Origin of the sequence: Streptomyces sp. NPDC101237, from assembly GCF_044767465.1 — a bacterium.
GTDB lineage: Bacteria > Actinomycetota > Actinomycetes > Streptomycetales > Streptomycetaceae > Streptomyces > Streptomyces gramineus.
The window spans coordinates 220,279-246,700 of sequence record NZ_JBIWNY010000005.1 but is presented as its reverse complement, the minus strand read 5'-3'; the positions used below and the strand labels follow the sequence as shown (position 1 = coordinate 246,700).

26 protein-coding genes, 1 tRNA gene and 1 riboswitch are annotated in these 26,422 nt (G+C 71.2%); of the genes, 14 read left to right on the top strand and 13 right to left on the bottom strand.

Annotation, left to right across the window (positions count from 1 at the left end):
* Nucleotides 1–105 precede the first annotated feature (105 nt).
* Nucleotides 106–1,404 (bottom strand): PTS transporter subunit EIIC, encoded by a 1,299-nt coding sequence (locus ACIRQ9_RS10515; protein WP_404169578.1) that lies wholly within the window; start codon nt 1,402–1,404, stop codon nt 106–108.
* A 189-nt stretch (nt 1,405–1,593) separates the two neighbouring features.
* Between ACIRQ9_RS10515 and ACIRQ9_RS10510 the strand changes: the two genes are divergently transcribed.
* From ACIRQ9_RS10510 to rdgB, 4 genes are all read left to right on the top strand, one after another.
* Complete coding sequence (locus ACIRQ9_RS10510; protein WP_234544142.1) at nt 1,594–1,827, top strand: glucose PTS transporter subunit EIIB; 234 nt, start codon at nt 1,594–1,596, stop codon at nt 1,825–1,827.
* Nucleotides 1,828–1,904: 77 nt separating this feature from the next.
* Nucleotides 1,905–2,642 (top strand): ribonuclease PH, encoded by a 738-nt coding sequence (rph, locus tag ACIRQ9_RS10505; RefSeq protein ID WP_404169575.1) that lies wholly within the window; start codon nt 1,905–1,907, stop codon nt 2,640–2,642.
* 139 nt (nt 2,643–2,781) lie between these two features.
* A complete protein-coding gene (locus ACIRQ9_RS10500; RefSeq protein WP_404169572.1) occupies nt 2,782–3,183 on the top strand; it encodes a hypothetical protein in 402 nt (133 codons plus the stop codon).
* A gap of 33 nt (nt 3,184–3,216) precedes the next feature.
* Nucleotides 3,217–3,822, top strand: a complete 606-nt coding sequence (gene rdgB / locus ACIRQ9_RS10495) for an RdgB/HAM1 family non-canonical purine NTP pyrophosphatase (RefSeq protein ID WP_404169569.1) — start codon at nt 3,217–3,219, stop codon at nt 3,820–3,822.
* 42 nt (nt 3,823–3,864) lie between these two features.
* Here the strand turns inward: rdgB and ACIRQ9_RS10490 are convergent.
* Both ACIRQ9_RS10490 and bcp read right to left on the bottom strand, forming a co-directional pair.
* A tRNA-Leu gene (locus tag ACIRQ9_RS10490) sits at nt 3,865–3,949 on the bottom strand.
* Between the two features lie 360 nt (nt 3,950–4,309).
* A complete protein-coding gene (gene bcp, locus ACIRQ9_RS10485) occupies nt 4,310–4,777 on the bottom strand; it encodes a thioredoxin-dependent thiol peroxidase (protein WP_351322972.1) in 468 nt (155 codons plus the stop codon).
* 95 nt (nt 4,778–4,872) lie between these two features.
* Here bcp and ACIRQ9_RS10480 point away from each other — a divergent pair, with 95 nt between their 5' ends.
* The 3 genes from ACIRQ9_RS10480 to ACIRQ9_RS10470 all read left to right on the top strand — a co-directional run bounded on the left by ACIRQ9_RS10480 (nt 4,873) and on the right by ACIRQ9_RS10470 (nt 6,057).
* A complete protein-coding gene (locus ACIRQ9_RS10480) occupies nt 4,873–5,202 on the top strand; it encodes a DUF3618 domain-containing protein (RefSeq protein WP_404169566.1) in 330 nt (109 codons plus the stop codon).
* Between the two features lie 72 nt (nt 5,203–5,274).
* A complete protein-coding gene (locus ACIRQ9_RS10475; protein ID WP_076089203.1) occupies nt 5,275–5,577 on the top strand; it encodes a co-chaperone GroES in 303 nt (100 codons plus the stop codon).
* Between the two features lie 53 nt (nt 5,578–5,630).
* A riboswitch (guanidine-III (ykkC-III) riboswitch) is annotated at nt 5,631–5,704 on the top strand.
* A 32-nt stretch (nt 5,705–5,736) separates the two neighbouring features.
* Nucleotides 5,737–6,057, top strand: a complete 321-nt coding sequence (locus ACIRQ9_RS10470) for a DMT family transporter (RefSeq protein WP_404169563.1) — start codon at nt 5,737–5,739, stop codon at nt 6,055–6,057.
* Between the two features lie 18 nt (nt 6,058–6,075).
* Here ACIRQ9_RS10470 and ACIRQ9_RS10465 read toward each other — a convergent pair whose 3' ends face one another.
* Nucleotides 6,076–8,508 carry a transglycosylase domain-containing protein gene (locus ACIRQ9_RS10465; RefSeq protein ID WP_404169560.1) on the bottom strand — a complete coding sequence of 811 codons (2,433 nt, stop codon included), beginning with the start codon at nt 8,506–8,508 and terminating at the stop codon, nt 6,076–6,078.
* Between the two features lie 253 nt (nt 8,509–8,761).
* Between ACIRQ9_RS10465 and ACIRQ9_RS10460 the strand changes: the two genes are divergently transcribed.
* From ACIRQ9_RS10460 to ACIRQ9_RS10445, 4 genes are read left to right on the top strand one after another with little or no spacing between them, the layout of a single operon-like run.
* Nucleotides 8,762–9,562, top strand: coding sequence for an ABC transporter permease (locus tag ACIRQ9_RS10460; RefSeq protein WP_404169557.1), 801 nt, complete (start codon nt 8,762–8,764; stop codon nt 9,560–9,562).
* Between the two features lie 4 nt (nt 9,563–9,566).
* On the top strand, nt 9,567–10,406 hold the full coding sequence (locus tag ACIRQ9_RS10455; protein ID WP_404169899.1) for an ABC transporter permease: 840 nt from the start codon (nt 9,567–9,569) through the stop codon (nt 10,404–10,406).
* A gap of 15 nt (nt 10,407–10,421) precedes the next feature.
* Nucleotides 10,422–11,420 carry an ATP-binding cassette domain-containing protein gene (locus tag ACIRQ9_RS10450; RefSeq protein WP_404169554.1) on the top strand — a complete coding sequence of 333 codons (999 nt, stop codon included), beginning with the start codon at nt 10,422–10,424 and terminating at the stop codon, nt 11,418–11,420.
* Nucleotides 11,421–11,429: 9 nt separating this feature from the next.
* Entirely contained in the window at nt 11,430–12,155 is a 726-nt protein-coding gene (locus ACIRQ9_RS10445; RefSeq protein ID WP_404169551.1) for a DUF1707 domain-containing protein, read from the top strand.
* 355 nt (nt 12,156–12,510) lie between these two features.
* Here ACIRQ9_RS10445 and ACIRQ9_RS10440 read toward each other — a convergent pair whose 3' ends face one another.
* Entirely contained in the window at nt 12,511–13,848 is a 1,338-nt protein-coding gene (locus ACIRQ9_RS10440; RefSeq protein WP_404169548.1) for an SGNH/GDSL hydrolase family protein, read from the bottom strand.
* 230 nt (nt 13,849–14,078) lie between these two features.
* On the opposite strand from ACIRQ9_RS10440, the gene ACIRQ9_RS10435 reads away from it, so the two are divergent.
* Both ACIRQ9_RS10435 and ACIRQ9_RS10430 read left to right on the top strand, forming a co-directional pair.
* Complete coding sequence (locus ACIRQ9_RS10435; protein WP_404169896.1) at nt 14,079–15,341, top strand: DUF445 domain-containing protein; 1,263 nt, start codon at nt 14,079–14,081, stop codon at nt 15,339–15,341.
* A 71-nt stretch (nt 15,342–15,412) separates the two neighbouring features.
* Nucleotides 15,413–16,921: an MFS transporter gene (locus ACIRQ9_RS10430; RefSeq protein WP_404169545.1), complete on the top strand. Its 1,509-nt coding sequence runs from the start codon at nt 15,413–15,415 to the stop codon at nt 16,919–16,921.
* On the opposite strand, the gene ACIRQ9_RS10425 is transcribed toward ACIRQ9_RS10430, so the two are convergent.
* The 3 genes from ACIRQ9_RS10425 to ACIRQ9_RS10415 form a co-directional block, all read right to left on the bottom strand.
* Nucleotides 16,907–17,275, bottom strand: a complete 369-nt coding sequence (locus ACIRQ9_RS10425; RefSeq protein ID WP_404169542.1) for a cytochrome C oxidase subunit I — start codon at nt 17,273–17,275, stop codon at nt 16,907–16,909. The genes ACIRQ9_RS10430 and ACIRQ9_RS10425 overlap by 15 nt on opposite strands.
* Entirely contained in the window at nt 17,272–18,966 is a 1,695-nt protein-coding gene (gene ctaD, locus ACIRQ9_RS10420; protein WP_404169539.1) for a cytochrome c oxidase subunit I, read from the bottom strand. The genes ACIRQ9_RS10425 and ctaD overlap by 4 nt, the downstream gene beginning before the upstream one ends.
* Before the next feature lie 200 nt (nt 18,967–19,166).
* Entirely contained in the window at nt 19,167–19,619 is a 453-nt protein-coding gene (locus ACIRQ9_RS10415) for a hypothetical protein (RefSeq protein ID WP_404169536.1), read from the bottom strand.
* Nucleotides 19,620–19,763: 144 nt separating this feature from the next.
* On the opposite strand from ACIRQ9_RS10415, the gene ACIRQ9_RS10410 reads away from it, so the two are divergent.
* Nucleotides 19,764–20,732, top strand: coding sequence for a GlxA family transcriptional regulator (locus ACIRQ9_RS10410; RefSeq protein ID WP_404169533.1), 969 nt, complete (start codon nt 19,764–19,766; stop codon nt 20,730–20,732).
* Nucleotides 20,733–20,782: 50 nt separating this feature from the next.
* Here the strand turns inward: ACIRQ9_RS10410 and ACIRQ9_RS10405 are convergent, their stop codons facing one another.
* From ACIRQ9_RS10405 to ACIRQ9_RS10385, 5 genes are all read right to left on the bottom strand, one after another.
* The gene (locus ACIRQ9_RS10405) at nt 20,783–21,085 is read right to left on the bottom strand and encodes a hypothetical protein (RefSeq protein WP_404169530.1); all 303 of its coding nucleotides are present in this window, start codon (nt 21,083–21,085) and stop codon (nt 20,783–20,785) included.
* A gap of 65 nt (nt 21,086–21,150) precedes the next feature.
* Nucleotides 21,151–22,410, bottom strand: a complete 1,260-nt coding sequence (locus ACIRQ9_RS10400; RefSeq protein WP_404169527.1) for a hypothetical protein — start codon at nt 22,408–22,410, stop codon at nt 21,151–21,153.
* Between the two features lie 38 nt (nt 22,411–22,448).
* Nucleotides 22,449–22,955 (bottom strand): SigE family RNA polymerase sigma factor, encoded by a 507-nt coding sequence (locus ACIRQ9_RS10395; protein WP_404169524.1) that lies wholly within the window; start codon nt 22,953–22,955, stop codon nt 22,449–22,451.
* Between the two features lie 107 nt (nt 22,956–23,062).
* Nucleotides 23,063–24,238, bottom strand: a complete 1,176-nt coding sequence (locus tag ACIRQ9_RS10390) for a serine hydrolase domain-containing protein (RefSeq protein ID WP_404169521.1) — start codon at nt 24,236–24,238, stop codon at nt 23,063–23,065.
* Nucleotides 24,239–24,353: 115 nt separating this feature from the next.
* Nucleotides 24,354–26,273 carry an N-acetylmuramoyl-L-alanine amidase gene (locus ACIRQ9_RS10385; RefSeq protein WP_404169518.1) on the bottom strand — a complete coding sequence of 640 codons (1,920 nt, stop codon included), beginning with the start codon at nt 26,271–26,273 and terminating at the stop codon, nt 24,354–24,356.
* Between the last annotated feature and the right edge of the window lie 149 nt (nt 26,274–26,422).

Sequence of the window (26,422 nt, the reverse complement as noted above, 5' to 3'; positions counted from 1 at the left end):
CACTCAGTGGTGTAGACCTGTTGTACACGATGGGGGCGGTATAAGGAACCCGTCAATTCCGCAACAGGAGAATCACGCTTTGTGCGCCGTCCGGTGACCTTCCGGCTAGGCCTTCGTGACGTCCTCCACCTCGTCCTCCGGCTCCCGGCCCGGCGTCTTCAGATCGAACCGCGTGATGGCGAACCGGAAGACCGCGTAGTAGACCACCGCGAAGCACAGACCGATCGGAACGATCGCCCACGGCCTGGTCGCCAGGTTCCAGTTGATGACGTAGTCGATCAGCCCCGCCGAGAAGCTGAACCCGTCGTGCACCCCGAGCCCCCACGTCACCGCCATCGACACCCCGGTCAGCACCGCGTGCACCGCGTACAGCAGCGGCGCGATGAACAGGAACGAGTACTCCAGCGGCTCCGTGATCCCGGTGACGAACGACGTCAGCGCCACCGACAGCATCAGACCGCCGATCTCCTTGCGCCGGTGCGGCTTCGCGCAGTGCGTGATCGCCAGCGCCGCCGCCGGCAACGCGAACATCATGATCGGGAAGAACCCCGACGTGAACTGACCCGCGTCCGGATCACCCGCCAGGAACATGTTGATGTCGCCGTGCACCGTCAGACCGTCCGGCGTCGTGTAACTGCCGAACTGGAACCAGATGGGCACGTTCAGGAACTGGTGCAGCCCGATGACGAGCAACGCCCGGTTCGCGACCCCGAACACTCCCGCACCCCAGGCACCCGCCTCCCGCAGCCAGTGGCTGAAACTCTCCAGTCCGGCACCGACCGGCGGCCACACCCACAGGCACACCACCGCGAAGACGATCGCGACGAACGACATGATGATCGGCACCAGCCGCCGCCCGTTGAAGAACCCCAGCCAGTCCACCAGCCTCGTGCGGTGGAAACGAGCCCAGAAATACGCGGTCAGCAGCCCCATCGCGATCCCGCCGAAGACCCCCGGGTTCTGGAACGCGAACGGCGACACCGAACCGTCGCTCACCTGGCAGCCGATCCCCGGCAGCACCCTCGACCCGCCCGGACAGTCCTGCGGGAACTGACGCAGCACCCCGTAATAGACGAGGAAGCCCGCCACCGCGGCCAGCGCCGTCGACCCGTCCGCCTTCCTCGCCATCCCGATCGCGACGCCCACACAGAACAGCAACGGCAGCCCCGTCGACCCGTCGAGCAGCGCGCCGCCCGCGCCCTGCATCACCTTGGAGACGTCCGTCCAGCCAAGACCCTGGTCACCGAAGACGTCCGGCTGCCCCAGCCGGTTCAGGATGCCCGCCGCCGGCAGCACCGCGATCGGCAGCTGCAGACTCCGCCCCATCTTCTGCAGCCCCTGGAAAAGAGCGTTCCACCGCTCCCGCCCGGGACTGACCGTGCTGTCGGCGCTCTCGGCACTCATGGGCGCGTCCTCCGGACCGCTCGGCTCCACCGCAGGGGTTTGGCGACCGCCCGCCCGCTGGTGTAGACCAGTTGGCGACGGTTCCGCCGCAGTGCTCGCCATCATTCGGCAGGCGCGGCACGGCCGCTCGAAAAGTTGGGCCAACTGTGGGTTACTGCGACAAAGCGGTTCGAATCAGGGAGAAGGAACATGGCCAGCAAGGCTGAGAAGATCGTCGCCGGCCTCGGCGGAATCGAGAACATCGACGAGATCGAAGGCTGCATCACCCGGCTGCGCACCGAGGTCCACGACGCCTCGAAGGTCGACGACGCCGCCCTGAAGGCCGCCGGAGCCCACGGCGTCGTCAAGATGGGAACCGCCATCCAGGTCGTCATCGGCACCGATGCCGACCCCATCGCCGCGGAGATCGAAGACATGATGTGAGCCACCCCGGCCCACCCGAAGGGGCTCCTCCCTCCTGGGAGCGAGCCCCTTGTGCTGCTCCCGATAGGCTCATGGCCATGTCTCGACACGACGGCCGCACCCCCGAACAACTCCGCCCGGTCACCATCGAACGCGGCTGGAGCAAGCACGCCGAGGGCTCCGTCCTCGTCTCCTTCGGCGACACCAAGGTCTTCTGCACCGCCTCGGTCACCGAAGGCGTCCCCCGCTGGCGCAAGGGCAGCGGCGAGGGCTGGGTCACCGCCGAGTACTCCATGCTCCCCCGCGCCACCAACACCCGCGGCGACCGCGAATCCGTCCGCGGCAAGATCGGCGGCCGCACCCACGAGATCTCCCGCCTCATCGGCCGCTCCCTGCGCGCGGTCATCGACTACAAGGCCCTCGGCGAGAACACCATCGTCCTCGACTGCGACGTCCTCCAGGCCGACGGCGGCACCCGCACCGCGGCGATCACCGGCGCCTACGTGGCCCTGGCCGACGCCGTCACCTGGGCGAAGGAACGCAAACTCGTCAAGGCCGGCCGCCAGCCCCTGACCGGCACCGTCTCCGCCGTCTCCGTCGGCATCGTCGGCAAGGTCCCGCTCCTCGACCTCTGCTACGAGGAGGACGTCCGCGCCGAGACCGACATGAACGTCGTCTGCACCGGCGACGGCCGCTTCGTCGAGGTCCAGGGCACCGCCGAGGCCGAACCCTTCGCCCGCGACGAACTCAACGCCCTCCTCGACCTCGCCGTCGCCGGCTGCACCGACCTGGCCACCATCCAGCGCACGGCGCTCGAAGCGAACCTGCCCCACTAGCACGCCGAGTAAAGGGAAACAAAAATCCCGAGGTACGCGACGGCAACCCGGGCGGCCGACCCGGCGTCCCCATAGGTACGGGCGCACGGTATGAACACCGTGCGCCCGGCCAGTCAGTCAACGGGAGGGGAACACCGTCATGGCCGCCAGCCGACGCCGAGGCCGCCGCATCACCGCCATCGCCGCCGTGACCGCGACCGCCGCACTCACCCTCGGCCTCACCGGCTGCGACGCCGTCGACAAGGCCCTGGACTGCGTCCAGACCGCCGACTCCATCGCCGACAGTGTCACCGACCTCCAGCAGGCCGTGGAGAACGCCGCCGACGACCCCACCCGGACCGACGCCTCCCTCGACTCGATCCAGAGCAACCTGGGGAAGATCGGCGACAAGACCGACGACGCCGACGTCAACAAGGCCGTCGACCACCTCGACCAGGCCGTCGACAACGTCCGCACCGCCATCAGGAACGGCGACTCCACCCCCGACGTCACCCCCGTCACCGACGCCGCGGGCGAACTCACCAAGGTCTGCACGCCGTAACCGCCGGTCCCGGCCCTTGGGATACTGCCTGGCATGACGACCCGCCTGATCCTCGCCACCCGCAACGCCGGCAAAATCGCCGAACTCCACGCCATCCTCGCCGAGGCGGGACTGCCCCACGAACTCGTCGGCGCCGACGCCTACCCCGACATCCCCGACGTCAAGGAGACGGGCGTCACCTTCGCCGAGAACGCGCTCCTCAAGGCCCACGCCCTGGCCCGCGCGACGGGCCTCCCGGCGGTCGCCGACGACTCCGGCCTCTGCGTCGACGTCCTCAACGGCGCGCCCGGCATCTTCTCCGCCCGCTGGGCCGGCCGCCACGGCGACGACCAGGCCAACCTCGACCTCCTGCTGGCCCAGCTCGCGGACATCGCCGAGGAACACCGCGCCGCCCACTTCGCCTGCGCGGCGGCCCTGGCCCTGCCCGACGGCACGGAGCGGGTGGTCGAGGGCCGGCTGGAGGGCGTACTGCGCCACACCCCGTCCGGCACGAACGGCTTCGGCTACGACCCGATCCTCCAGCCGGAGGGGGAGACCCGGACCTGCGCGGAACTGACCCCGTCCGAGAAGAACGCGATCAGCCACCGGGGGAAGGCGTTCCGGGGGCTGGTGCCGGTGGTGCGAGAGCTGTTGGGCTGAGTGGCCGCCGAGGGGCGCCCGTCGGGCGCCCCTCGGTGTATGTACGGCCGGTGGGACTCGAACCCACACGGGCTTTCGCCCACTGCGCCCTAAACGCAGCATGTCTGACCAATTCCATCACGGCCGCCCCAAAGCGGTCATCATGCTCGACCGGCGGCACTCAGTGTACGGGGCTTCCGGGACGCTCGGCGAGTGGGACTCTGCTCTTCCGGCGACACCAGGTGTCCGTCAACGCACGGCAATTGGGGCACAGGTGGCGAAGGTTCTCCCGGCGATCAGGGCTTGGTGAAGACGCGACTTCCGGCGCCGGCCGCTCCCTGGTGTACGTACCGGCCCCCATCGGACCCCCTCCGTTCCGGCCGCGTGTTCGCCGCCCGTACGGAGCAACGAACCGGTTGTCGCACCGTCACGCCCGCAGGGGTCCAGGGAAAAGGGGGACGGCCCGCGCCGGGGGATCCGGTGCGGGCCGTCGAGGGCGGTCGGGGGGTCAGATGCCCAGGTCCTTGATGATCTTGGCGACGTGGCCGGTGGCGCGGACGTTGTAGAGGGCGCGTTCCACCTTGCCCTCCTCGTCGACGACGACCGTGGAGCGGATGACGCCCAGGTACGTCTTGCCGTAGTTCATCTTCTCGCCGTACGCGCCGTACGCGTCCAGGACCTTCTTGTCGGGGTCGGCGACCAGGGTGACCTTGAGGTTCTCCTTGTCGCGGAACTTGCCGAGTTTCTCCGGCTGGTCGGGGGAGACCCCGATGACGTCATAGCCCGCGCCGGCCAGCAGGTCGAGGTTGTCGGTGAAGTCGCAGGCCTGCTTCGTGCAGCCGGGCGTCAGCGCCGCCGGGTAGAAGTAGACGATGACCTTGCGGCCCTTGTGGGCGGAAAGGGACACCTCGTTGCCGTCGGCGTCGGGGAGGGTGAAGTCGGGGGCCACGTCCCCGGGCTGGAGTCGCTCGCTCATCGGTCCAGCGTAACGGGGGGTCCTGACAGTGCGGCGGCGAGGAGAACTGACAGACTGTCCAGAACATGCAGCACGGCAGACTTCGGAGGCCTACGGTGGCGGAGACGTCGGACACCAGAACCCCGGCGCAGATCGAGGCGGACATCAGGCGACGCCGCGATGTGCTGGCCGAGACGCTGGACGAGATCGGGGTGCGGGTGCACCCGAAGACCATCGTCGGCGATGCGAAGGCCAAGGTCGCGGCCAACGTCGATCACACACTCGGACGGGCCTACGTCCAGGTCAACCGGGTCGTGAGCGAGGTGCGTGCCCAGTTCGTGGACGAGGAGGGCGCGCCGCGCCTGGAGCGCGTCGTGCCGGTCGCGCTGGTCGTCGTGGGCGTGACCGGACTGCTCGTGTTCGGCGGCCGACGGCGCAGGGGCTGAGCGGAAACAGGTAGGTTCAGGAGCGTGAGCGCCAACAGGAACGACACCCATCACGACAAGCTGCCCATCCGGATGCTGCACGACCGGGTCCTGGTCAAGCAGGACACCGGTGAGGGCGAGCGCCGGTCCGGCGGCGGGATCCTGATCCCCGCCACGGCGGCCGTCGGGCGCCGGCTGGCCTGGGCCGAGGTGGTCGCGGTCGGGCAGAACGTGCGCACGGTGGAACCCGGCGACCGGGTGCTGTACGACCCCGAGGACCGTGCCGAGGTCGAGGTGCGCGGAGTGGCCTACGTGCTGATGCGGGAGCGCGATCTGCACGCGGTGGCCGCCGACCGCTTCGAGGGCTCGGAGGATTCGACCGGCCTGTATCTCTGATTCGGTGGCCGGAAGAGGCCTGGTGACTGCGGTCACCAGGCCTCTTTGTCGTTTCTTTGCTACCTTCGAAGGAGCCAGCCCGACGAGACGCGCCGTACCGGGACCGTGCAGGCAAAGACGACGCACCCCGTTCAGCGAAACGTCTCGGAGGTGCCTGTCATGGCCTGGGTCCTGCTCGTCGTCGCCGGTCTGCTGGAGGTCGGCTGGTCGGTCGGCATGAAGTACACCGACGGTTTCACCCGGCTCGTCCCCAGCCTGTTCACCGGCGGCGGCATCGTCGCCAGCATGCTGCTGCTCTCGTACGCCGCCCGGACCCTGCCCATCGGTACCGCGTACGGCGTGTGGGTGGGGATCGGGGCGGCCGGGGCGGCGGTGTTCGGGATGATGGTGCTGGGGGAGCCGGCCACCGCCGCGCGGATCTTCTTCGTGTGCCTGCTGCTGGTCGCCGTGGTGGGGCTGAAGGCGACCAGCGGTCACTGACCGGGCCGGGCGCCGGGCCTACGGGATCCCGAAGCCGCCTCCGTCGGCGCCGGCGGTCGTGCCGGCCGGCCCGCCGTTGTCGCCGGTTCCGCTGGTCGTGCCGGTGCTGGTGCCGGTGCTGGTGCCGTCGGTGGTGCCGGTGGACGTGCCGGAGTCGGTGCCCGAGGTGGTCGTCCCGGCGTCCGTGCCGGAGGTCGTCGTGCCGGACGTGGTGGAGCCGTCGGTGGTGGAGCCGTCCGTGGTGCCTCCGTCGGTGGTGCCCGCGGTGGTGGAGCCGTCGGTGGTCCCGCCGGTGTCGCCGCCGGTGGTGGTGCCGCCGTTGCCCTGGTCGCCGCCGGTGGTGCCGCCGTTGTCCTGGCCGCCGGTGCCCGGGGTCGCCGGGCTCCGGGTGGCCGGGGCCACGGTCTCGGCGCCGGACTGGAGGTCGAGGTCGAAGGCGGAGGCCACGACGCCCTTGAGGGCGGCCTTGGTGTACTGCGCCCAGATCTCGGTCGGGGCCCCGCCGCCGTTGATGCGGTCCAGGCCGAGGGCGCCGTACAGCGGCTTGTGGGCGGCGGTGACCGGGTCCTGGCCCATCACGGAGACGACGGTGGCGAGGTCGGGGGTGTAGCCCGCGAACCAGGCGGCGGTGTCCTCCTCGGCGGTGCCGGTCTTGCCGGCCGCCGGGCGGCCCGCGCCCTGGGCGGCGGTGGCGGTGCCGTTGTCGACCACGCTCTGCAGGATCGAGGTGGTGGTGTCGGCGGCCTCCCGGCTGACGGCCTGCCTGCTCCTGGTCTTCGGCAGCGTGATCTCCTGCGTGCCGTCCTTGGTGACCTTCTCGACCATCGAGTACGTGCCGTGCCTGCCGTGGTTGGCGAGCGTGGCGTAGGCCTCGGCCATGTCCAGGACGCTGGCGGTGGCGGTGCCCAGCGCGATGGACGGGTAGGGCTGGAGGTCCTTGGTGTCGGAGGGGATGCCGAGGTCGACGGCGGTCTGCTTGACCTTGGACGGGCCGACGTCGACGGCCATCTGCGCGTACACCGCGTTCACGGACAGGTCGGTGGCCTTGCGGACGGTGATCTGGCCGTAGGACTTCTCGTCCTCGTTCTCCGGCGCGTAGCCGCCGCCGGGCCAGCCCTGGACGGGTCGCTTGTTGGTGCCGTCGTAGTAGGTGTTCGGGGTGATGGTCTGGCCGGACTGGGTGGTGGAGTCGTGGTCGACGGCGGAGGCGAACACGAAGGGCTTGAAGGTGGAGCCGACCTGGAAGTCACCGCGGGTGGCGCCGTTGGTGTACTGCTTCACGTAGTCGATGCCGCCGTACAGGGCGACGACCTGGCCGGTCTTCGGGTCGACCGAGGCGCCGCCGGCGCGGACGTAGGTGTCGGCCTTGCGGTTCTTCTTGTCGAGCTGGGAGATCAGCTTGTCGTCGACCGCCTTCACGAAGGCGTTCTGCTTGTCCTTCTCGATGGTGGTCGTGATGCGGTAGCCGCCGGCCTCCAGGGCGTCGGCATCGACGATCTTGTTCTTGACCAGGTAGCTCTTGACGGCCTCGACGAGGTAGCCGCGCTGGCCGGACATGCCGGTGGAGGCGGTCTGCTCCCTGGGCATCGGGAACTTCATGCCGGCCCGGTCGGAGGCGCTGAGCCAGCCCTTCTTGACCATGCCGTCCAGGACGTAGTTCCAGCGGGCGACGGCCGCCGCCTTGTTCTCCGGGTGGGCGACGACGTCGTACTCGCTGGGCGCGTTGACGAGGGCGGCGAGGTAGGCGGCGCGGGCCGGGTCGAGGTCGGTGGCGTCCTTGCCGTAGTAGGCCTGGGCGGCGGCCTGGATGCCGTAGGCGTTGCGGCCGAAGTAGCTGGTGTTGAGGTAGCCCTCCAGGATCTCGCCCTTGGACTCGCTGCGGTCCAGCTTGATCGAGATGAAGAACTCCTTCACCTTTCGGGTGACGGTCTGTTCCTGCGCGAGGTAGTAGTTCTTCACGTACTGCTGGGTGATCGTCGAGCCGGACTGGGTGCCCTTGCCGGTCGCGGTGTTCCAGGCGGCGCGCAGCATCGCCTTGGGGTCGACGGCGGACTCGGTGTAGAAGTCGCGGTCCTCGGCGGCGAGCACGGCGTGCTGGGCGTCCTTGGAGACCTGGGCGAGGGTCACGTTCTCCCGGTTGACCTCGCCGTCCCGGGCCAGCTGGGAGCCGTCGGCGTACAGGTACACGTTGGACTGCTTGGTGGCGAACGCGTTGGCCGCGGGGATCTTCACCATCGAGTAGCCGAGGAAGAACAGTCCGATCAGCAGGAGTATGCCGATCACGAAGGTGCCGAGCAGCATGCGCCAGGTGGGGAGGATCCGCCGCCATCCGGTCCGCTTGGGCCGCTTCATCTTCTTCTCGCCCCCCTTCGTCTCCTGGACCGCCGTCGATGGTGCTGTCGGGCCTTCGCCGCTCTGGTTCGGCTGCTGCGGCTGCGGCTCGTCACTCATGGTGTGCGCGGACTCCTGTGCTGCGGTGCGTCGTACGTCCCGGCGGGCGGTACGTCTTCGGCGCAAACGGCGCCTTCGTTACGGGAGGCTACTCATGCCTCCTTTGATGAAGACTGTCCCATCCGCCGATCAGTTCCCTTACCACGGCACGCGTCGGGTGACCTCGCGCACTCCGGAAAAGGACAGGCGCGGCGGCCCGGTCTGCGCATAGGCTTCGGCGCTTCGGTGCCGACGGGCGGGGGAGGGGTGGGGTGTGGGCGCGGGACGGTTGTACGCCGCCGTCGCGGCGGGAGGATTCCGGCGCTATGCGACGTACCGGGCGGCGACCGCCGCCGGGGTGTTCACGAACACCGCCTTCGGGGTCATCCTCGTGTACACGTATCTGGCGCTGTGGGACGAGAAGCCGCATCTCGGGGGCTACGACCAGGCGCAGGCGGTCACCTACGTGTGGCTCGGGCAGTGCCTGTACGCGACGCTCGCCATCCAGGGCGGCGGCGTGGAGAAGGACCTGATGGAACGGATCCGTACGGGTGAGATCGCGATCGATCTGTACCGTCCGGCCGATCTGCAGCTGTGGTGGCTGGCGACGGACCTGGGGCGGTCGCTGTTCCAGCTGCTGGGCCGCGGGGTGATCCCGTTCGTCTTCGGCGCGCTGTTCTTCCCGATGGCCCTGCCCACGGACCCGGCGACCTGGGCGGCCTTCGCCCTCTCCCTGCTGCTGGCCATGGTCGTCAGCTTCGGCATCCGCCACCTCGCGGCGCTGAGCGTGTTCTGGCTGCTGGACGGCATGGGCGTCAACCAGGTCCTGATGGTCCTGGGGATCTTCTGCTCGGGCATGACCCTGCCGCTGAACGTCTTCCCCGGGGTCCTCGGCGACGTCGTGCGGATCCTGCCGTGGGCGGCGCAGCTGCAGGTGCCGGCGGACGTCCTGCTGGGCGAGACGGTGCCGTGGGGCGCGTACGCCTTCCAGGCGGCGTGGGCGGTGGCGCTGCTGACGGCGGGGCGGCTGCTCCAGTCGGCGGCGACCCGGCGGGTGGTGGTGCAGGGTGGCTGAGCTGATGCCGGAGAGCGCCGCGGGGCCGCGGGCGTCGCGGCCGGTGGAGGGCGTGCGGGCGTACCGGCTGATCGCCGCGATGTGGATCCGGTCGTCGCTGACCTACCGCACGTCCTTCGTCCTGACGATGCTCGGCAACCTGACGGTGACCGGCCTGGACTTCGCGACGATCCTGCTGATGTTCACGCAGGTCGACCGGCTCGGCGGCTGGTCCATGCCCGAGGTGGCCCTGCTGTACGGCCTGTCGACGACCGCGTTCGGCCTCGCCGACCTGGTCTTCGGCTCGATGGACGTGCTGGGCGCCCGGATCCGCGACGGCTCCTTCGACACCCTGCTGGTGCGGCCGGCCCCGGTGCTCGCGCAGCTCGCCGCGGACCGTTTCGCGCTGCGCCGCCTGGGCCGGGTGATCCAGGGCGGTCTGGTGCTGGGGTACGCGCTGGCCGCGGTGCCCGTCGAGTGGACGGCGGCCAAGGTGCTGCTGGTGCCGGTGACCGTGATCAGCGGTGCGGTGATCTTCTGCGCGCTGTTCCTGGTGGGGGCGACGTTCCAGTTCGTGGCGCAGGACGCGGCCGAGGTGGAGAACGCGTTCACCTACGGCGGGACGACGCTGCTCCAGTACCCGCCGACGGTGTTCGGGCGGGACTTCGTGCGAGGGGTGACCTTCCTGCTGCCGCTGGCCTTCGTCAACTGGGTGCCGGCCGCCCACCTGCTGGGGCGGCCGTATCCGCTGCGGCTGCCGGAGTGGACGGTGTGGTCTCCGCCGCTGGTAGCGGCGGTGTGCTGCGCGCTTTCGGGCCTCGCGTGGCGGGCGGGGCTCAGGTCGTATCGGAGCACGGGGAGTTGAAAGGAGCGCGGGGAGTTGACGGTGTTCATCGAGGTGGACGGGGTCGAGAAGGTCTTCGACGTCCGGCGCAGGACCGGTTTCCTGAAACGGGAGCGGCGCCAGGTACGGGCGGTGGACTCGCTCTCCTTCACGGTGGCGCGCGGCGAGATGGTCGGCTACATCGGTCCGAACGGGGCCGGGAAGTCGACGACGATCAAGATGCTGACGGGGATCCTGACGCCGAGCGGCGGCCGGCTGCGGGTGGCGGGCATCGATCCGTCGCGGGAGCGCACGAAGCTGGCCCATCGCATCGGTGTGGTCTTCGGGCAGCGCACCACCCTGTGGTGGGACCTGCCGCTCATCGACTCCTACCGCCTGATGCACCGCATGTACCGCATCCCCGACGCGCGGTACCGGCAGAACCTGGACCGGCTGGTCGAACTCCTGTCCCTGGAGAGCCTGCTGGACGTCCCGGTACGGCAGCTCTCGCTGGGCCAGCGGATGCGCGGCGACATCGTGGCGGCGCTGCTGCACGATCCGGAGGTGCTGTACCTGGACGAGCCGACGATCGGCCTGGACGTCATCTCCAAGGCCAAGGTCCGGGAGTTCCTGCGGGAGTTGAACACCGAGCGCGGCACCACGGTCCTGCTGACCACGCACGACCTCCAGGACATCGAGCAGTTGTGCTCGCGCGTGATGGTCATCGACCATGGGCGTCTGGTGTACGACGGTCCGCTCGCCGGTCTGCACGAGGCGGGGGAGAGCGAACGGACCCTGGTGGTGGACCTGGAGCGGGAGTTGCCGCCCGTTGTGGCGGGCGGTTCGGCGCGGGTGGTGAAGGTGGAGGGGCCGCGGCAGTGGCTGGCGTTCCCGGCGTCCCAGTCGGCGGCGCCGCTGGTGGCGCGGATCGCGGCGGAGTACCCGCTGGCCGACCTGTCGGTCCGGGAACCGGACATCGAGACGGTGATCGCGAAGATGCTGCGCGGTCCGCTGGGGGAGCCCGACGGCGTAGTGCCCGGCGACCGGAACTCGTAGTCTGCACTCATGACCGACGAAGCCCCTCAGCTGCGTGCCTCCGACGCCGACCGTGAACGCGTCGCCGAGATCCTCAGGGACGCCCTCGCGGAGGGCCGGCTGGACATGGAGGAGTTCGAGGAGCGGCTGGAGGCGACGTACAAGGCCCGTACGTACGGCGACCTGACGCCGATCACCAGGGACCTTCCGGCCGGGGCGGCACCGGTGGTCTCGCTGGACAAGGGGCCGGTGGACCGGGGCGGTTGGGGCGGCCGGATCGTGGGCGGCGAGGGATCGTCGACGTGGGCGGTGGCCGTGATGTCCGGCTTCCAGCGCAAGGGCCGCTGGACGGCGCCCCGGCGCTTCAACTGCGTGGCGTTCTGGGGCGGTGGCGAGATCGACCTGCGCGAGGCGAACTTCGCTTACCACGAGATCGAGATCAACTGCGTGGCGGTCATGGGCGGGGTGAACGTGATCGTGCCGCCGGGCGTCGAGGTCGTGGTGCGCGGCATCGGCGTCATGGGCGGCTTCGACCACCGCGAGGAGGGCACCGTGCCGGACCCGGCCGCGCCGCGGGTGGTCGTGACGGGCTTCGCCTTCTGGGGCGGCGTCCAGGTGGAGCACAAGGTCACCCGAGCGGAACGCCGCCGCCTCAAGGAGGACCGCCGCCGGGACCGCCGCCAGGACCGGCTGGACCGCAGGACCTCCCGCCACGAACTCCGCACATCCCAGCGCGAGAACCCCGACGACCACTGACCCCAAGTCCGCCCCGCCCCACCCAGGGCCGCGGAGAACCGCGCACCAAGCCCCACGGCCCGAGAGGCCAACCCCAGCAGGCGGCACCGCACCCCGCCCCGGACCCACCCCACCCAGGGGCGCGGGGAACTGCGCGCCAAGCCCCCACGGCCCGAGAGGCCAACCTCAGCAGGCGGCACCACACTCCGCCCCGGACCCACCCCACCCAGGGGCGCGGGGAACTGCGCGCCAAGCCCCCACAGCCCCGCAGATCCCCACGGCCCGCGGAACCCCCTGCCCCGCAGGAACCCCCTGCCCCGCAGGAACCCTGCCTCGTAGGAACCCCCTGCCCCGCAGGACCCCCCCTCCAGCCGCCTCAGAGCGTCGCAGACCCCCCACCCCTCAGATCCGCCAACGCGAACACCTCCGCCATCCGCGCGAAACCGCTGTCGTTCGGGTGGAGACGGTCCCCGGAGTCGTAGTACGGCCGGAGCCGGTTCGGCGCGTACGGATCCCGCAGCGCCTTGTCGAAGTCGGTCACCGCGTCGTACACCCGCCCCGACCGAATCCGCGCGTTGATCTCCTGGCGAACCGTTTCCTTGGCCGGTGACCAGCCCAGATGCCCCTGGAACGGCATCAGCGTCGCCCCCACCACCTTGATCCCGCGCGCATGAGCCGCACGGACCAGCGTGCGCAGCCCGGCGACGACCGCGTCCGGGTCGGCCAGCCGGCGGTTGCGCAGGATGTCGTTGATCCCGAGGTCGATGACGACGACCCTGACGTTCGGACGGGACAGGACGTCACGGCCGAAGCGCCCGACCCCGCTCTCGTTCTCCGCCGGCCGCCCCAGCCCGTCCGCGAGGACCTGGTTGCCGCTGATCCCCTCGTTGACCACGCTGTAGCGCGGCACGGCGGCCCCCGCCGCGAGGGCCTGCCGCAGCCGCCCCGCGAGCACGTCCGGCCACCGCCGGTTCGCCCCCACCGTCGAGGTGATGCCGTCGGTCAGCGAGTCCCCGAACACCACGACCGTGCCGGCGGAGTCGTCGCTGAGCACGTCCAGCGCGGTGAGGTACCGCCAGTACGGCGTCTGCCCGGTGTACGCGTCCGCGCCCGCGTCCTGCGTGTGGTCGCCGTCCGCGACGTACGACGTCTGACGGGCCCGCGGGTGGTAGGTGACCGGCCCGGAAGGCGTCGGCGAGTACGTCGTGACCAGCACGTCGTCACCGCGCTCCACCCGGATCGGCACCGCGTCGCTGACCACCTGCCCGCCCGCCGGGACCACGACGGACGCCGCGCCGCCGAAGGTGAGCCGCCGCAGCGTCCCGGCGTCGGCGGCCGCCGTGCCGTGACCGGCCGCGAGGGCGACGGAGGCGTGGGAGAAGGTGAGCGCCGACTGCCCGTACAGGTTGGAGAGCGTGATCCGGGCACTCGTACCGGAGGCGGTCGGGTGCACCACGTTGCGCACCGAGCGGCCCGCCAGCCCCTCGGTCTCGGTGCCGGGTTCGCCGCCCACCGGGGACGCCGACCAGGCGCCGACCCAGGTGCCGGCCGAGACGGGTGCCGCCGAGACACCGTGACGGCGGCCGCCGTCCGGGGCGGCGGCGCGCGGGGAGGTGCCGCCGGCGGCCACACCGGCGTAGAGGGCGGCGGACAAGGCCACGATCAGCGCGGCGACCGCACTGAGCAGGGCGTAACCGTGGTGACGCCGGGGCATGCGTGTTCAGTTCTCCTCGAACGACGGGCAGGGCGCCGTCGCGCGGACCTGCCGGAGTTTTCCGAAGAGACAGACGGTGGGAACTCCCGTTCCGTTCCAGGAGTAAGCCAGGAAGGGACACTATGTGCGGGATCACCAAGAGGGTGGACCGCTGCGAACGGGTGGAGCAGATGGCGGAACGTACAAAGACGCCGGACGGCGGGACGGACAGCGCCCCGTCCTACAAGTCCATGAACGCCTTCACCCCCGCCGACGAGGAGCGCCGGCAAGGGGTACGGCGCATGAAGGCGACGGCGACCGGCCTGCTGCTGTTCGTCGCCCTGGTGTACGTGCTGGCCAGGTGGGCGTCCGGCGCGGGCGCCGGCTCCTGGGCGGACTACGTGGCGGCGGCGGCCGAGGCGGGCATGGTCGGCGCGCTCGCCGACTGGTTCGCGGTGACGGCCCTGTTCCGGCACCCGCTCGGCCTGCCGATCCCGCACACCGCGATCATCCCGACCAAGAAGGACCAGCTGGGCGTCTCGCTGGGCGAGTTCGTCGGCGAGAACTTCCTCTCCGGGGACGTCGTGCGCCAGCGGCTGCGTGCCGTCGGCATCGCGGGCCGGCTCGGCGCGTGGCTGGCGGAGCCGAAGAACGCCGACCGGGTCACCGCGGAACTGGCGACCGCGCTGCGCGGTGCCCTGACCGTGCTGCGCGACTCCGACGTGCAGGCGGTGGTCGGCGAGGCGATCACCCGGCGGGCCGACGCCCAGGAGATCGCCCCGGGCATCGGCAAGATGCTGGACCGGGTCGTCGCCGACGGCGGTCACCGGCGGGTCGTGGACCTGGTGGTCGGCCGCGCGCACGACTGGCTGGAGCTGCACGCGGACTCGGTGATGGACGCCGTGCAGGGCGGCGCGCCCGGCTGGACGCCCCGGTTCGTGGACCGCAAGGTCGGCGAGCGCGTCTACAAGGAACTGCTGCGCTTCTGCACCGAGATGCGGGACATGCCCTCGCACCCGGCGCGCGGCGCCCTCGACCGCTTCCTGGCCGACTTCGCGAACGACCTGCAGTCCGACACCGAGACCCGGGCACGGGTCGAGCGGCTCAAGGGCGAGGTGCTGGGCCGCGGCGAGGTGCAGGACCTGATCGCGTCCGCCTGGACGGCCGTACGGTCCATGATCGTCTCGGCGGCCGAGGACGAGCGCAGCGAGCTGCGGCTGCGCGTGCGCGCCTCGCTGATCTCCCTGGGGGCCCGGATGGCGGGCGAGGCCAAGGTCCAGGACAAGGTCGACAGCTGGGTGGAGGGCGCGGCCGTGCACGTGGTGTCGACGTACCGCACGGAGATCACCTCCCTGATCACTGAGACGGTGGCCGGCTGGGACGCCGAGCACACCACCCGGAAGATCGAGGCGCACATCGGACGTGATCTGCAGTTCATCCGGATCAATGGCACGGTGGTGGGGTCGCTGGCCGGAGTGCTGATCTTCACGGTGTCGCGGGCGCTGGGCGCGTAGGGCGCTTCGACCGCCGGGGGCGGGGCACCCGAGCCAGGATGTCGGTTCCCTTCCCGGTCGAGGAGGCGCGGATGGCTATGGGTGCGGACGTGGGCGTGCACGGGGCGGACGGCTCCGGCCGGACGATCACCACCCGGATCCCGGCCCGCCTGGACCGGCTGCCCTGGTCCCGCTGGCACTGGACGATCGTCGTCGGCCTGGGCACGGTGTGGATCCTGGACGGCCTGGAGGTCACGGTCGTCGGCAACATCGCGAGCCGCCTGTCGGAGCCGGGCAGCGGACTGGCGATCTCCTCGTCCCAGGTGACCGGACTGGCCGCCGCGCTGTACGTGGCGGGCGCCTGCGTCGGAGCGCTCTTCTGGGGCCGGCTGACGGACCGCCACGGCCGGAGGAAACTCTTCATGATCACCCTGGTGGTCTATCTGGCCGCCACCGCCCTGACGTCGCTCTCCTTCGCCCCGTGGTGGTTCTTCATCTTCCGTTTCCTGACCGGTTTCGGCATCGGCGGCGAGTACGCGGCCATCAACTCCGCGATCGACGAACTGATCCCGGCCTCCTACCGCGGTCGTGTGGACCTGGCCATCAACGGCAGCTTCTGGGTGGGCGCGGTCGGCGGCTCGCTGCTCTCGATCGTCGCGCTGAACACGGACTTCCTGGCCAAGGACGTCGGCTGGCGGCTGACGTTCGCGCTGGGCGTGGTGCTGGGCCTGGTCATCCTGCTGGTACGGCGCAACGTCCCGGAGAGCCCGCGCTGGCTGCTGATCCACGGCAGGGAACAGGAGGCGGAGGAGATCGTCTCCTCGATCGAGCGCCGGGTGGAGGCCGAGAAGGGCGAACCGCTGCCGGAACCGGAGAAGGAGCTGGTCATCCACCAGCGCTCCGGCGTCACCTTCGGCGAGATCGCCCGCACCGTCTTCCACGACTACCGGCGCCGGGCCGTCCTCGGTTTCTCCCTCTTCATCGGCCAGGCGTTCCTCTACAACGCGATCACCTTCGGCTTCGGGACGATCCTCACCACGTTCTTCGACGTGCCGACCGGCGACACGGGGTACTACTTCGTGGTCATCGCGGTCGGCAACTTCCTGGGCCCGCTGCTGCTCGGCAAGCTCTTCGACACCGTGGGCAGGCGGGTGATGATCTCGTCGACGTACCTGCTGTCGGGGGTGCTGCTGTTCCTCACGGCGTGGCTGTTCGACCAGGGCGTGCTGACGGCGGGGACGCTGACGGCGTGCTGGTGCGGGGTGCTGTTCTTCGCCTCGGCGGGAGCCTCCAGCGCCTATCTGACGGTCTCCGAGATCTTCCCGATGGAGACCAGGGCGATGTCGATCGCGTTCTTCTACGCGCTCGGCACGGCGGCCGGCGGCATCAGCGGCCCGCTCCTGTTCGCCGACCTGACGACCACGGGCAAGGTCTCCGACACGGTCCTGGCCTTCGGGATCGGCGCGGGCCTGATGTGCGCGGCCGGGCTGGTGGCGGCGGTCTGCGCGGTGAACGCGGAGCGGCGGTCGCTGGAGGACATCGCCACCCCGCTCACGGCGGCCCCGGCGGGCGGCGCGAAGGGGCTCTCAGCGCCCCAGTGACACCGCGGCCGCCAGGAAGGCGGCGCCCCCGCACACGGCCAGCGTCCAGCCCGCGCAGCGGGCCCGCAGCACGCGGTAGCGCCGCTCGTACTCGCCCCGCAGGGACACCGCGCGGGCGGCGACCCGCTCCAGGTCCTGCCGGGCCCGCCGCAGGCTGTCGTCGACGTAGTGGCGTTCGATCTCGTCGCGCTGGGACGTGGTCAGCCAGTCCATACGGCGGGTGAACTCCCGCGCCCGCTGTTCGGCCTCGGCGATCCGGGCCCGCCACAGCAGGTATCCCTCCACCTGGTTGCCGAGGTCCTGGCCGGTTCCCCGGCGCGGCCCGCCGCCCACGCGATGTCCCGCGTCGGTCATGAGTGCACGCCGTGGGCCTCGGCCTCGGCCAGGGCCATGTCCGGGTGGTGCAGGTCGAACGCCGGGGACTCGCTGCGGATCCGCGGCAGGGTGACGAAGTTGTGGCGCGGCGGCGGGCAGGACGTCGCCCACTCCAGCGAACGGCCGTAGCCCCACGGGTCGTCGACGCCGACCGGCTTGCCGTACCTGGCGGTCCGCCACACGTTGTAGAGGAACGGCAGGACCGACAGGCCGAGCAGGAACGAACCGATCGACGACACCGTGTTGAGGGCGGTGAACCCGTCGACCGCCAGGTAGTCGGCGTACCGGCGCGGCATGCCCTCGGCGCCCAGCCAGTGCTGGACCAGGAAGGTGCCGTGGAAGCCGACGAACAGCGTCCAGAAGGTGATCTTGCCGAGACGCTCGTCGAGCATCTTGCCGGTGAACTTGGGCCACCAGAAGTGGAACCCGGCGAACATCGCGAAGACGACCGTGCCGAAGACCACGTAGTGGAAGTGGGCCACCACGAAGTACGAGTCCGAGACGTGGAAGTCCAGCGGCGGCGAGGCCAGGATGACACCGGTCAGACCGCCGAAGAGGAACGTCACGAGGAAGCCCGTGGCCCACAGCATCGGCGTCTCGAACGACACCGAGCCCTTCCACATCGTTCCGATCCAGTTGAAGAACTTCACGCCGGTCGGGACCGCGATCAGGAACGTCATGAAGGAGAAGAACGGCAGCAGCACACCGCCGGTGACGTACATGTGGTGCGCCCACACCGTCACCGACAGACCCGCGATCGCGATCGTCGCCGCGACCAGGCCCATGTAGCCGAAGACCGGCTTGCGGGAGAAGACCGGCAGCACCTCGGTCACGATGCCGAAGAACGGCAGCGCGATGATGTACACCTCCGGGTGGCCGAAGAACCAGAACAGGTGCTGCCACAGCAGCGCCCCGCCGTTGGCGGCGTCGAAGACGTGCGCCCCGAACTTCCGGTCCGCCTCCAGCGCGAACAGCGCGGCCGCGAGGACCGGGAACGCGAAGAGGACCAGGACGGCGGTCAGCAGCACGTTCCACACGAAGATCGGCATCCGGAACATCGTCATGCCGGGTGCGCGCATGCAGATGATCGTGGTGATGAAGTTGACCGCGCCGAGGATGGTGCCGAACCCGGAGAAGGCCAGACCCATGATCCACATGTCGGCGCCGATGCCCGGCGAGCGGACGACGTCCGACAGCGGCGAGTACGCGAACCAGCCGAAGTCCGCCGCGCCCTGCGGCGTGATGAAACCGCCGACCGCGATGGTCGAGCCGAACAGGTACAGCCAGTAGGCGAACATGTTCAGCCGCGGGAACGCGACGTCCGGCGCGCCGATCTGCAGCGGCATGATCCAGTTGGTGAAGCCCGCGAACAGCGGCGTCGCGAACATCAGCAGCATCACCGTGCCGTGCATCGTGAACGCCTGGTTGTACTGCTCGTTCGAGATGATCTGCAGACCCGGTCGGGCGAGCTCGGCGCGCATCAGCAGCGCCATCACGCCACCGATCAGGAAGAACGCGAACGAGGTGGCCAGATACAGCGTGCCGATCGTCTTGTGGTCGGTGGTCGTCAGCCACTTCACCACGACATTGCCGGGCTGCCGGCCTCGCAGCGGCACCTCGCTGTCGTAATGGGGGACGGCGGAGGGCTCGGGGTCGTTGACAACGGTCACCGGTGTGTGTCTCCAGACGCTCGCGGTTCGCCCGCACCATGGCGTGATCCTCGGGCCATCCTGGCGGCTCCCGGCCGCGAGAGAAGCCCTGAGCCGCCCGCATGCGGCCGAACGGGTGGTCAGGCCCCACGGGTGGAGCAAACCCGCCACCCTCCCGGGGCCCCGCGACCGGTCCGCGGGAGGTCTGGAGACGGACCGGATCAGGCGCCGGTCGTCGACCCCGGCCGTACGATCATCAGGACCGTCACGGCCGCCCAGAGCAGGTTGAACATCCCGGTGAACATGGCGAGTCGGGCGGTGGCCTCCCGGGTCCCGCCGCCGCTCTCCAGCAGGGCGCCCTGCCGGGGCAGCACCAGCACGGCGAGGACGGCCGCGGCGAGCGCGGTGAGCGCTATGGAGATGATCAGCCAGGCGCTGCCCAGCACGTGCATGCTGCTCGCCGTGGCGAACCCGAACACCGGGACGACGACGCCGACCACGGCGTACACCCGGCAGATCCGGTACAGCAGACGCAGGGTCTCCTGGGCCCGGACGTCGTCCGGTGCCTCGACGGCCCGGCGGGCGGCGGGCGGGAACATGCTGGCGGCGACGGTGACGGGACCGATCGCGACGATCGCCGCGAGGACATGGACGGCGAGGAGGAACTTGGTCACGGCCACGACCGTAGGCGGCCGGAGGATCATGCAGAAGCGGCAATACTGACACCGGTCGACGGATTCTCGCCAGCACCCGTGTCGCCGTACGGGCAAGAGTGGACGGGGATTGGCGGAATCCCGTCGAGCGGCTACGTTCCTGCCATGCACACCGTCGCGGTACTCGTCCTGGACCAGGTCATCCCCTCCGACTTCGCGATCCCGATCGACACCTTCGGCTGGGCCCGGCTGCCCGACGGCCGGGACGCCTACCGGGTCCGGGTGTGCGGGCGGGCGGGCGAGGTGACCGCGGCCGGCGGCGCGTTCACGGTGAAGGCGCCGTACGGACTGGACGCGCTGGCCGAGGCGGACACGATCATCGTGCCGGGCGTCGCGGATCCCGCGTACGCGCTCCCGGACGAGGTCGCCGACGCGCTGCGCGCGGCCGCGGCGAACGGCACGAGGATCGCGTCGGTCTGCGTCGGCGCGTTCGTCCTCGCGGCCACCGGCCTCCTCGACGGCCTGCGCGCCACCACCCACTGGGCCGCGGCCGACGCCCTGGCCGCGCTGCACCCGGCCATCGACGTCGACCCGAACGTCCTCTACGTCGACAACGGCCGGCTGCTGACCTCCGCCGGCGCCGCCGCGGCCATGGACATGTGCCTGCACATGGTCCGCACCGACTACGGCTCGGCGGTCGCCGCACACACCGCCCGGATGTCCGTCATGCCGCTGGAACGGGAGGGCGGCCAGGCCCAGTTCATCGTCCACGACCAGCCGCCCGCCCCGGCCGGCACCACCCTGGAGCCGCTGCTGGCCTGGCTGGAGGACCACTGCGACCGGGACCTGACCCTGGAGGAGGTCGCGGCCCGCGCCGGCATGAGCACCCGCACCCTCAACCGCCGCTTCCGCGACCAGACCGGCACGACGCCGCTGCAATGGCTGCACCGGGCGCGGGTGCGCCGGGCGCAGCACCTGCTGGAGACCACGGCGCACCCCGTGGAACGCATCGCGGCCCAGTCCGGCTTCGGCTCCCCGACCGCGTTCCGGGAACGCTTCCGCAGAGTCGTCGGCACCAGCCCACAGGCCTACCGCCGGGCGTTCCGCGGCGCGGAGGCGTCCCAGGTGTACTGACCCGCAGCGTTGTCGACGCGGGTGAGGGGTGGGTGGCCGCCGGGTCCGGCTCAGGCGCGCCGGTCGGCGACCGCCCAGGACGCCAGGGCCACCGCACCGGCCACGCCGAACACCGACGGCCAGGCGCCGACCTTCTTCGCCAGCGGATGCGAACCGGCGAAGGCAGCGACGTACGCCACGGTCAGCGCCCCGGCGGCCTTACCGCCCGCCCGCTGCCGCCACTGCTGCGCCGCGGCGGCCCCGGCGACGGCCAGCACGGCCCCGCCCAGCGGCCGCTTCTTCGTCCACCGGGCCACGCCGTACCCTCCGACGAGCCCACCCGCGGCGATCACCGAACCGGGAACCCTGGCCATGCCTGACTCCTTCTGTCACCTTCTGCCTGCTTTCCCGAGGCTAACCCGGAGGCGACACGAACCGGTCACCGCCTCCACTCGGGGCTGAGCGCGACGGCACGGAGCTGCTTCACGGTCAGCGCCGGTGCGGCGCGGGTCGCGGCGGTCTCCTGGGAGCCGGAGTTGAAGGCACTGATCACCACCCGGAACCCGTCGGTGCGCAGGGTGTCCACGGTCCACATGACGACCCCGTCGCCGCCCTTCTCCCCGGGCCCCTTCCGCTCGGCGACCAGGGTGCCGTCGGGCAGGGTCTCGGACCCGGCGCCGAACAACTTCCCCGCGACGGCCGACATGTCCGGCTGCACATTGATCTGGACGAGACTCCTGCCCCGGCCGTCGTCGACGACGAGGTAGGTGAACCGGGTGTCGTCGTCGGCCCCGTGCGCCACGACCTTCAGCCCCTTGGGCAGCAGCGAGACGAGGGTGTGCCGGAGCGCCTTGCCGTCACCCTGCGGAATCGGCGGTTCCTGGGTCTGCCGAGGGTCCTTGGGGATGGCGTCGACCACGCCCCGCCACTCCCGCGCCGCCGCGAGCTTCCTCAACTGCGCCGGGGACAGCGGCGGGCGGTCCCGGCTGATCGGCGCGTCCTTCTCCGCGGGGGCGTTCCACTCGCTCACGGAGACGTGCCGGCCGTCGGGGGTGACGAGGGCGGCGGTCCAGAGCTTGGTGTCCACCCGCCGGTCGGGATACTCGTACCCCTGGACGACGGTCACGACGGAGGCGTCCGGCAGCCGGGTGGTCGCGCAACTGTCGTACGGTGTGAACACCTTGTCGGGGCAGCGGACGGCCTGCCGGGCGTCGTACCCGCCCGGTGCCACCCGGTTCACCGTGACGCTGACCGCGGCGGCGCCGTGCCCGTCGTCGTACACGACCTGCGCGTACGGCGCCACCAGCGGCTCGTGCTCGTCCACCCCCCGCCCCTGCGCCTTGCTGAACCTGCCCTCGGGCAGCAGCGCTTCGAGGGTGCTGATCATCTGACGGGCGGTCACCGGCGCGGGGGAGGCGGCGCCGGACGGCTTCGGGGTGCCGGTCACGGAGGCCGGCGACCGGTCGGAGGACCCGCCGTCCGACACCACCAGGGCGCCGCCCACCCCCACCAGCGCGACAGCCGCCACGCTCCCCAGCACCGCGGCCCGGCGCCCCCGCCGCAGCCGCCGGCCCCGTTCCGTACCGGCGGCCACGAGCGTGCTCCGGTCGGCGTCGAAGGCGGCGCCGGTCTCGTGCAGGGCGTCGGAGAGCCGCCGTTCGAAGTCCGGCCGCTGCGTGTTCTGTCGGTCGATGGGCATGGCGAACCACCGTCTCCACAAGGTCGATGCACTTGATGTCAGGGGCGGGCGTACTCGGCGAGGTCCTCGCCCAGCAGGTCCCGCAGCCGGGCGAGAGCGCGCACGCACCGGGTGCGGACGGCGGCCGAACTCACGTGGAGAACGTCCGCGGTCTCGTGTATCGAACGGTCCTCCCAGTACCGCAGGACGACGACGGCCCGGTCCTTGGCGGGCAGCCCCGCGAGCGCGTCGAGGAGGGTCAGGCGCAGCGAGGGATCGGCGCCGGCCGCGGCCAGGTCGGGGAACGAGTCGCTGGCCCGCTCGCTGCTGCTGAACCGCCGCCGGTGGGCGAGGAACGTCCGGGTCAGGACGGTCTGCGCGTACCCGGCGGGGTTCTCGACCCGGGAGACCCGGCTCCACCGCAGGTAGATCCGGCCGAGGGTCTCCTGCACCAGGTCCTCGGCCAGATGCGTGTCCCCCGCGGTGAGCAGGCACGCGGACCGGTACAGGTGCCCGGTCCGCGCCGCTGCGAACGCCACGAAGTCCTCCCTGGTCGCCTGACCCATGTGCGAACCTCCCCCGCCTGCGGCGCTCTGCCGTCACACCTCACTGATGCGGTGGGCCCGGGAAAATGTTTCAGGGAATTCCCCGCGCGTCCGGACGGGGTGTCCCGCTACCGGCCCAGCGCCTCCCGTACCGCCTCGACGAGGGCGGCCGCGCGCGGGTCCTCGGCACCTTCGACGATGCTGTTCATGACGTAACCGAAGGCGATGCCGTGTCCGGGATCGGCGAAGGCCAGCGAGCCGCCCCGCCCGGGATGCCCGAACGCGCGCGGACCGGTCAGCGGGGACGTCTCCACGGGCAGCATGTACCCGGACCCGAACCGGGTCGGGACCATGATGACCCGGTCCGCCCCGGCGGCCTGCTCGGCGGTCGCCGACGCGAGCGTCTCCGGCGTGAACAGCCGTACCCCGTCGACCTCTCCGATCAGCGCCGCGTACATCCGCGCCAGCGCCCGCGCGGTCCCGATCCCGTTGGACGAGGGCAGCTCCGCGGCCTGCACCGCGGGGGAGTTGAAGTCGATCTCGGCGGGCTCGGTGACGGCGAACGCCCGGTTGTGCAGCGACCCCGGATCCTGCAACGCGGCCACGAACTCCCGCGCCTGTGGCGGAACGGCCGCCGGCGGTAGCGCGCTCAGGTCGTACTCCGGCTTCGGGTACACCATCCGGCTGACCCGGCCGCGCTCCGCGTCCGGCAGGCCGATGAAGAAGTCCAGCCCGAGCGGCCCGGCCACCTCCTCGGCGAAGAACCGTCCCGGCGTGCGCCCGCTGACCCGCCGGATCACCTCGCCGACCAGCCAGCCGAAGGTCCGCCCGTGGTAGCCGTGCGCGGTCCCCGGCTGCCACGCGGGCCGCTGCCCGGCGAGCGCGTCCGTCATCGGCCGCCACCGCAGCGCCTCCGCCAGCGGCACCGGCGGCTCGACCGTGACCACCCCGGCCCGGTGCGACAGCAGCCACCGCACCGGGATGTCCGCCTTGCCGTGCGCGCCGAACTCCGGCCAGTAGGCGGCCACCGGGGCGTCCAGGTCCAACTCCCCGCGCTGGGACAGCAGATGCGCGGCGGTGGCGGTCGCTCCCTTGGTGGCCGAGTACACCAGCTGAAGGGTGTCCCGCTCCCAGGGCCGCCCCGTCTCCGGATCGGCGACCCCGCCCCACAGGTCCACCACCGGCCGTCCGTCCCGGTACACGCACAGGGCGGCCCCGACGTCCCCGCGCTCCTCGAAACCGGCGCGGAACGCCTCCCGCACACCCTCGAACCCGACCGCTGCTTCCCCGTTGACCGTCGTCATGCCCTCATCCTGGCACCGCGGTCACGCAGGTACATGCCAGGTACGGCACAGCGGTGCCCGGGAGACCGCGGCCTCCCGGGCACCGCCTCGCCCACGGTGTACGGCCGTGGGAGCGTCAGCCGTCGGTCGCCGTGACGTCCGAGGCGTACACGAGACCCACCCGGTGGTTGTACTGGATGGTGTACATCGCCTTGGCGCCGGTGACGACCCTGCCGCTGGACGGGAAGTAGTCGTCGGTGAGGGACGGCGCCACGGTGGCCACGTAGGCCTGGCCGGCCGGCACGGTGTACATGCTCAGCGGCGCCTGCTTGGAAGGCGACAGGCCCGCCGGGTACTCGGCGGCGTCCGGGTAGCTGGAGCCGTACACCGCCACCGGCGAGGCGCCGGCGGCCGTGATCACCTTCACGCCGTGGGCGGGCGTCGTGTTGCAGCCGTGCGGGTTGGGGAACCACACCTTCGAGCCGCCGTACCAGACGGCGGTCCAGTCGCCGTCCTTGTCGGCGACCACGAACTGCTGCCCGGCCGCGGCCATGGCACCCCAGTCGTTGATCCGGTCGGTGCCGGCCGCGCCGGGGTGCAGCGCCTGGTCCCCGAAGAGCGGTGCGGTGTCACTGGGCGCGGTGCGCAGGTACAGGAAGGCGGACGCCTGCTGCGTCTCGGTGCACGCGGTGGTCGCGCCGGTCGGGTCGTCGGACGGGCAGATCTGCACGGTCTGCAGGTTCGTCTCGAACCGCGGGGCGATCGTGACCACCGAGCCGACCGGGCCCACGCCGTGCTGCCGCGCCGGCACGCCGAGCAGGCTCATCAGCCGGTTCCAGTCCCAGGCCGGGCCCGGGTCCCAGTGCATGCCGGAGACGAGGGAGGAGTTCGGTCCGGCAACGTTGTCGTGCCCGACGATGTGCTCGCGGTCCAGCGGTATGCCGAACCGCTCGGAGAGGTACTTCACCAGGTCGGCCGTGGCCTCGTACTGCGCCTCGGTGTACCAGGTGGCGCCGTGCGCGGCGTAGCCCTCGTGCTCGATGCCGATCGAGTGCATGTTGGTCGAGTAGTTGCCCGCGTGGAAGGCGAGGTCCTTCGTCGGCACCATCTGCGTCACCGCGCCGTCCGAGGACCGCATCACGTAGTGCGCGGCGGAGCCGCCCGGCTGCTGGAAGAGGTTGACGGCGGTGTCGTACGACGTCTCCGTGTCGTGGATGACGATGCTGTCGATCCGGATGCCGTTGGCGGGACGGTTGGAGACCTGCCCGTTGGACGCCGCCGCCGGGACGAAGGTGCAGGCGACGGTGGCCGGGCACTCGGTCGCGGTGTCCGCCGCGGACTTGAGGTCCAGGGCCTTCAACTGGGCGGTGGCCGGAACGACATCGCCGTCGGCCGCCAGCCGCACCCGCTGGCCGTCGGCGGTGGTACGGCCGACGCCCTTCCTGATGGTGGCGAACACGCGCCCGGCGAAGGCGGCGGCACCCTGCCGGTCGGCGGCCTGGCTGTAACGGGCCACCGCGCCGTACCAGTTGCCGGGTCCCGCGGCGACGGAGCCGGTCACGTCCTTCTGGTAGGAGGCGAGCAGCGCCGCACCGCCACGGATGTTGGCGGCCGGGTCGGTACGCAGCCGCTCCGCCGGCAGACCGGTCAGCTCGGCGGCGGCCCGCAGGGTGTGCAGCGCCGGAGCGGCGGCCATCCGCTTCAGGTCCTGGCGCCCGGCCGCACCGGCGGCCCCGCCGGCCATCATCGCCGGGGTGACGTCCGTCAGGTGCATCGGCCCGTAGCCGCCGTCGGTGCTGTGCTGTCCGGCGTGCGCGTCCCAGGCGGACTCCTGGTAGGCCACGGCCAGCAGCACCTGGAGCGGGACGTGGTACGCGTCGGCGGCGGCCGCGAAGTCCCGCTGCAGACCGCTCACTTCACCCGCGGTGCCGCCGGCGGCCAGCGCCGGCGCCGGGACGGCCGCACCGCCGCCGATGGCGAGCGCGGCGACCGTGCTGAGCAGGGCCGTACGACGGAGCCTCGACGCGGACCCGCGTCTCGGATTGCTTGTTCTCATGAAGAAGTCCCCGGACCTCGGAGGATCAAATGGCGTTGGCGCAATGGGAGATGCGCGGGCCGGACCATCGGTTCATCGGACGACCGGCACACGCGCGGCCTCGTGACCTTCTCCCTTCGACCGAGGCCAAGTCAACCTCGTTCAGCCGG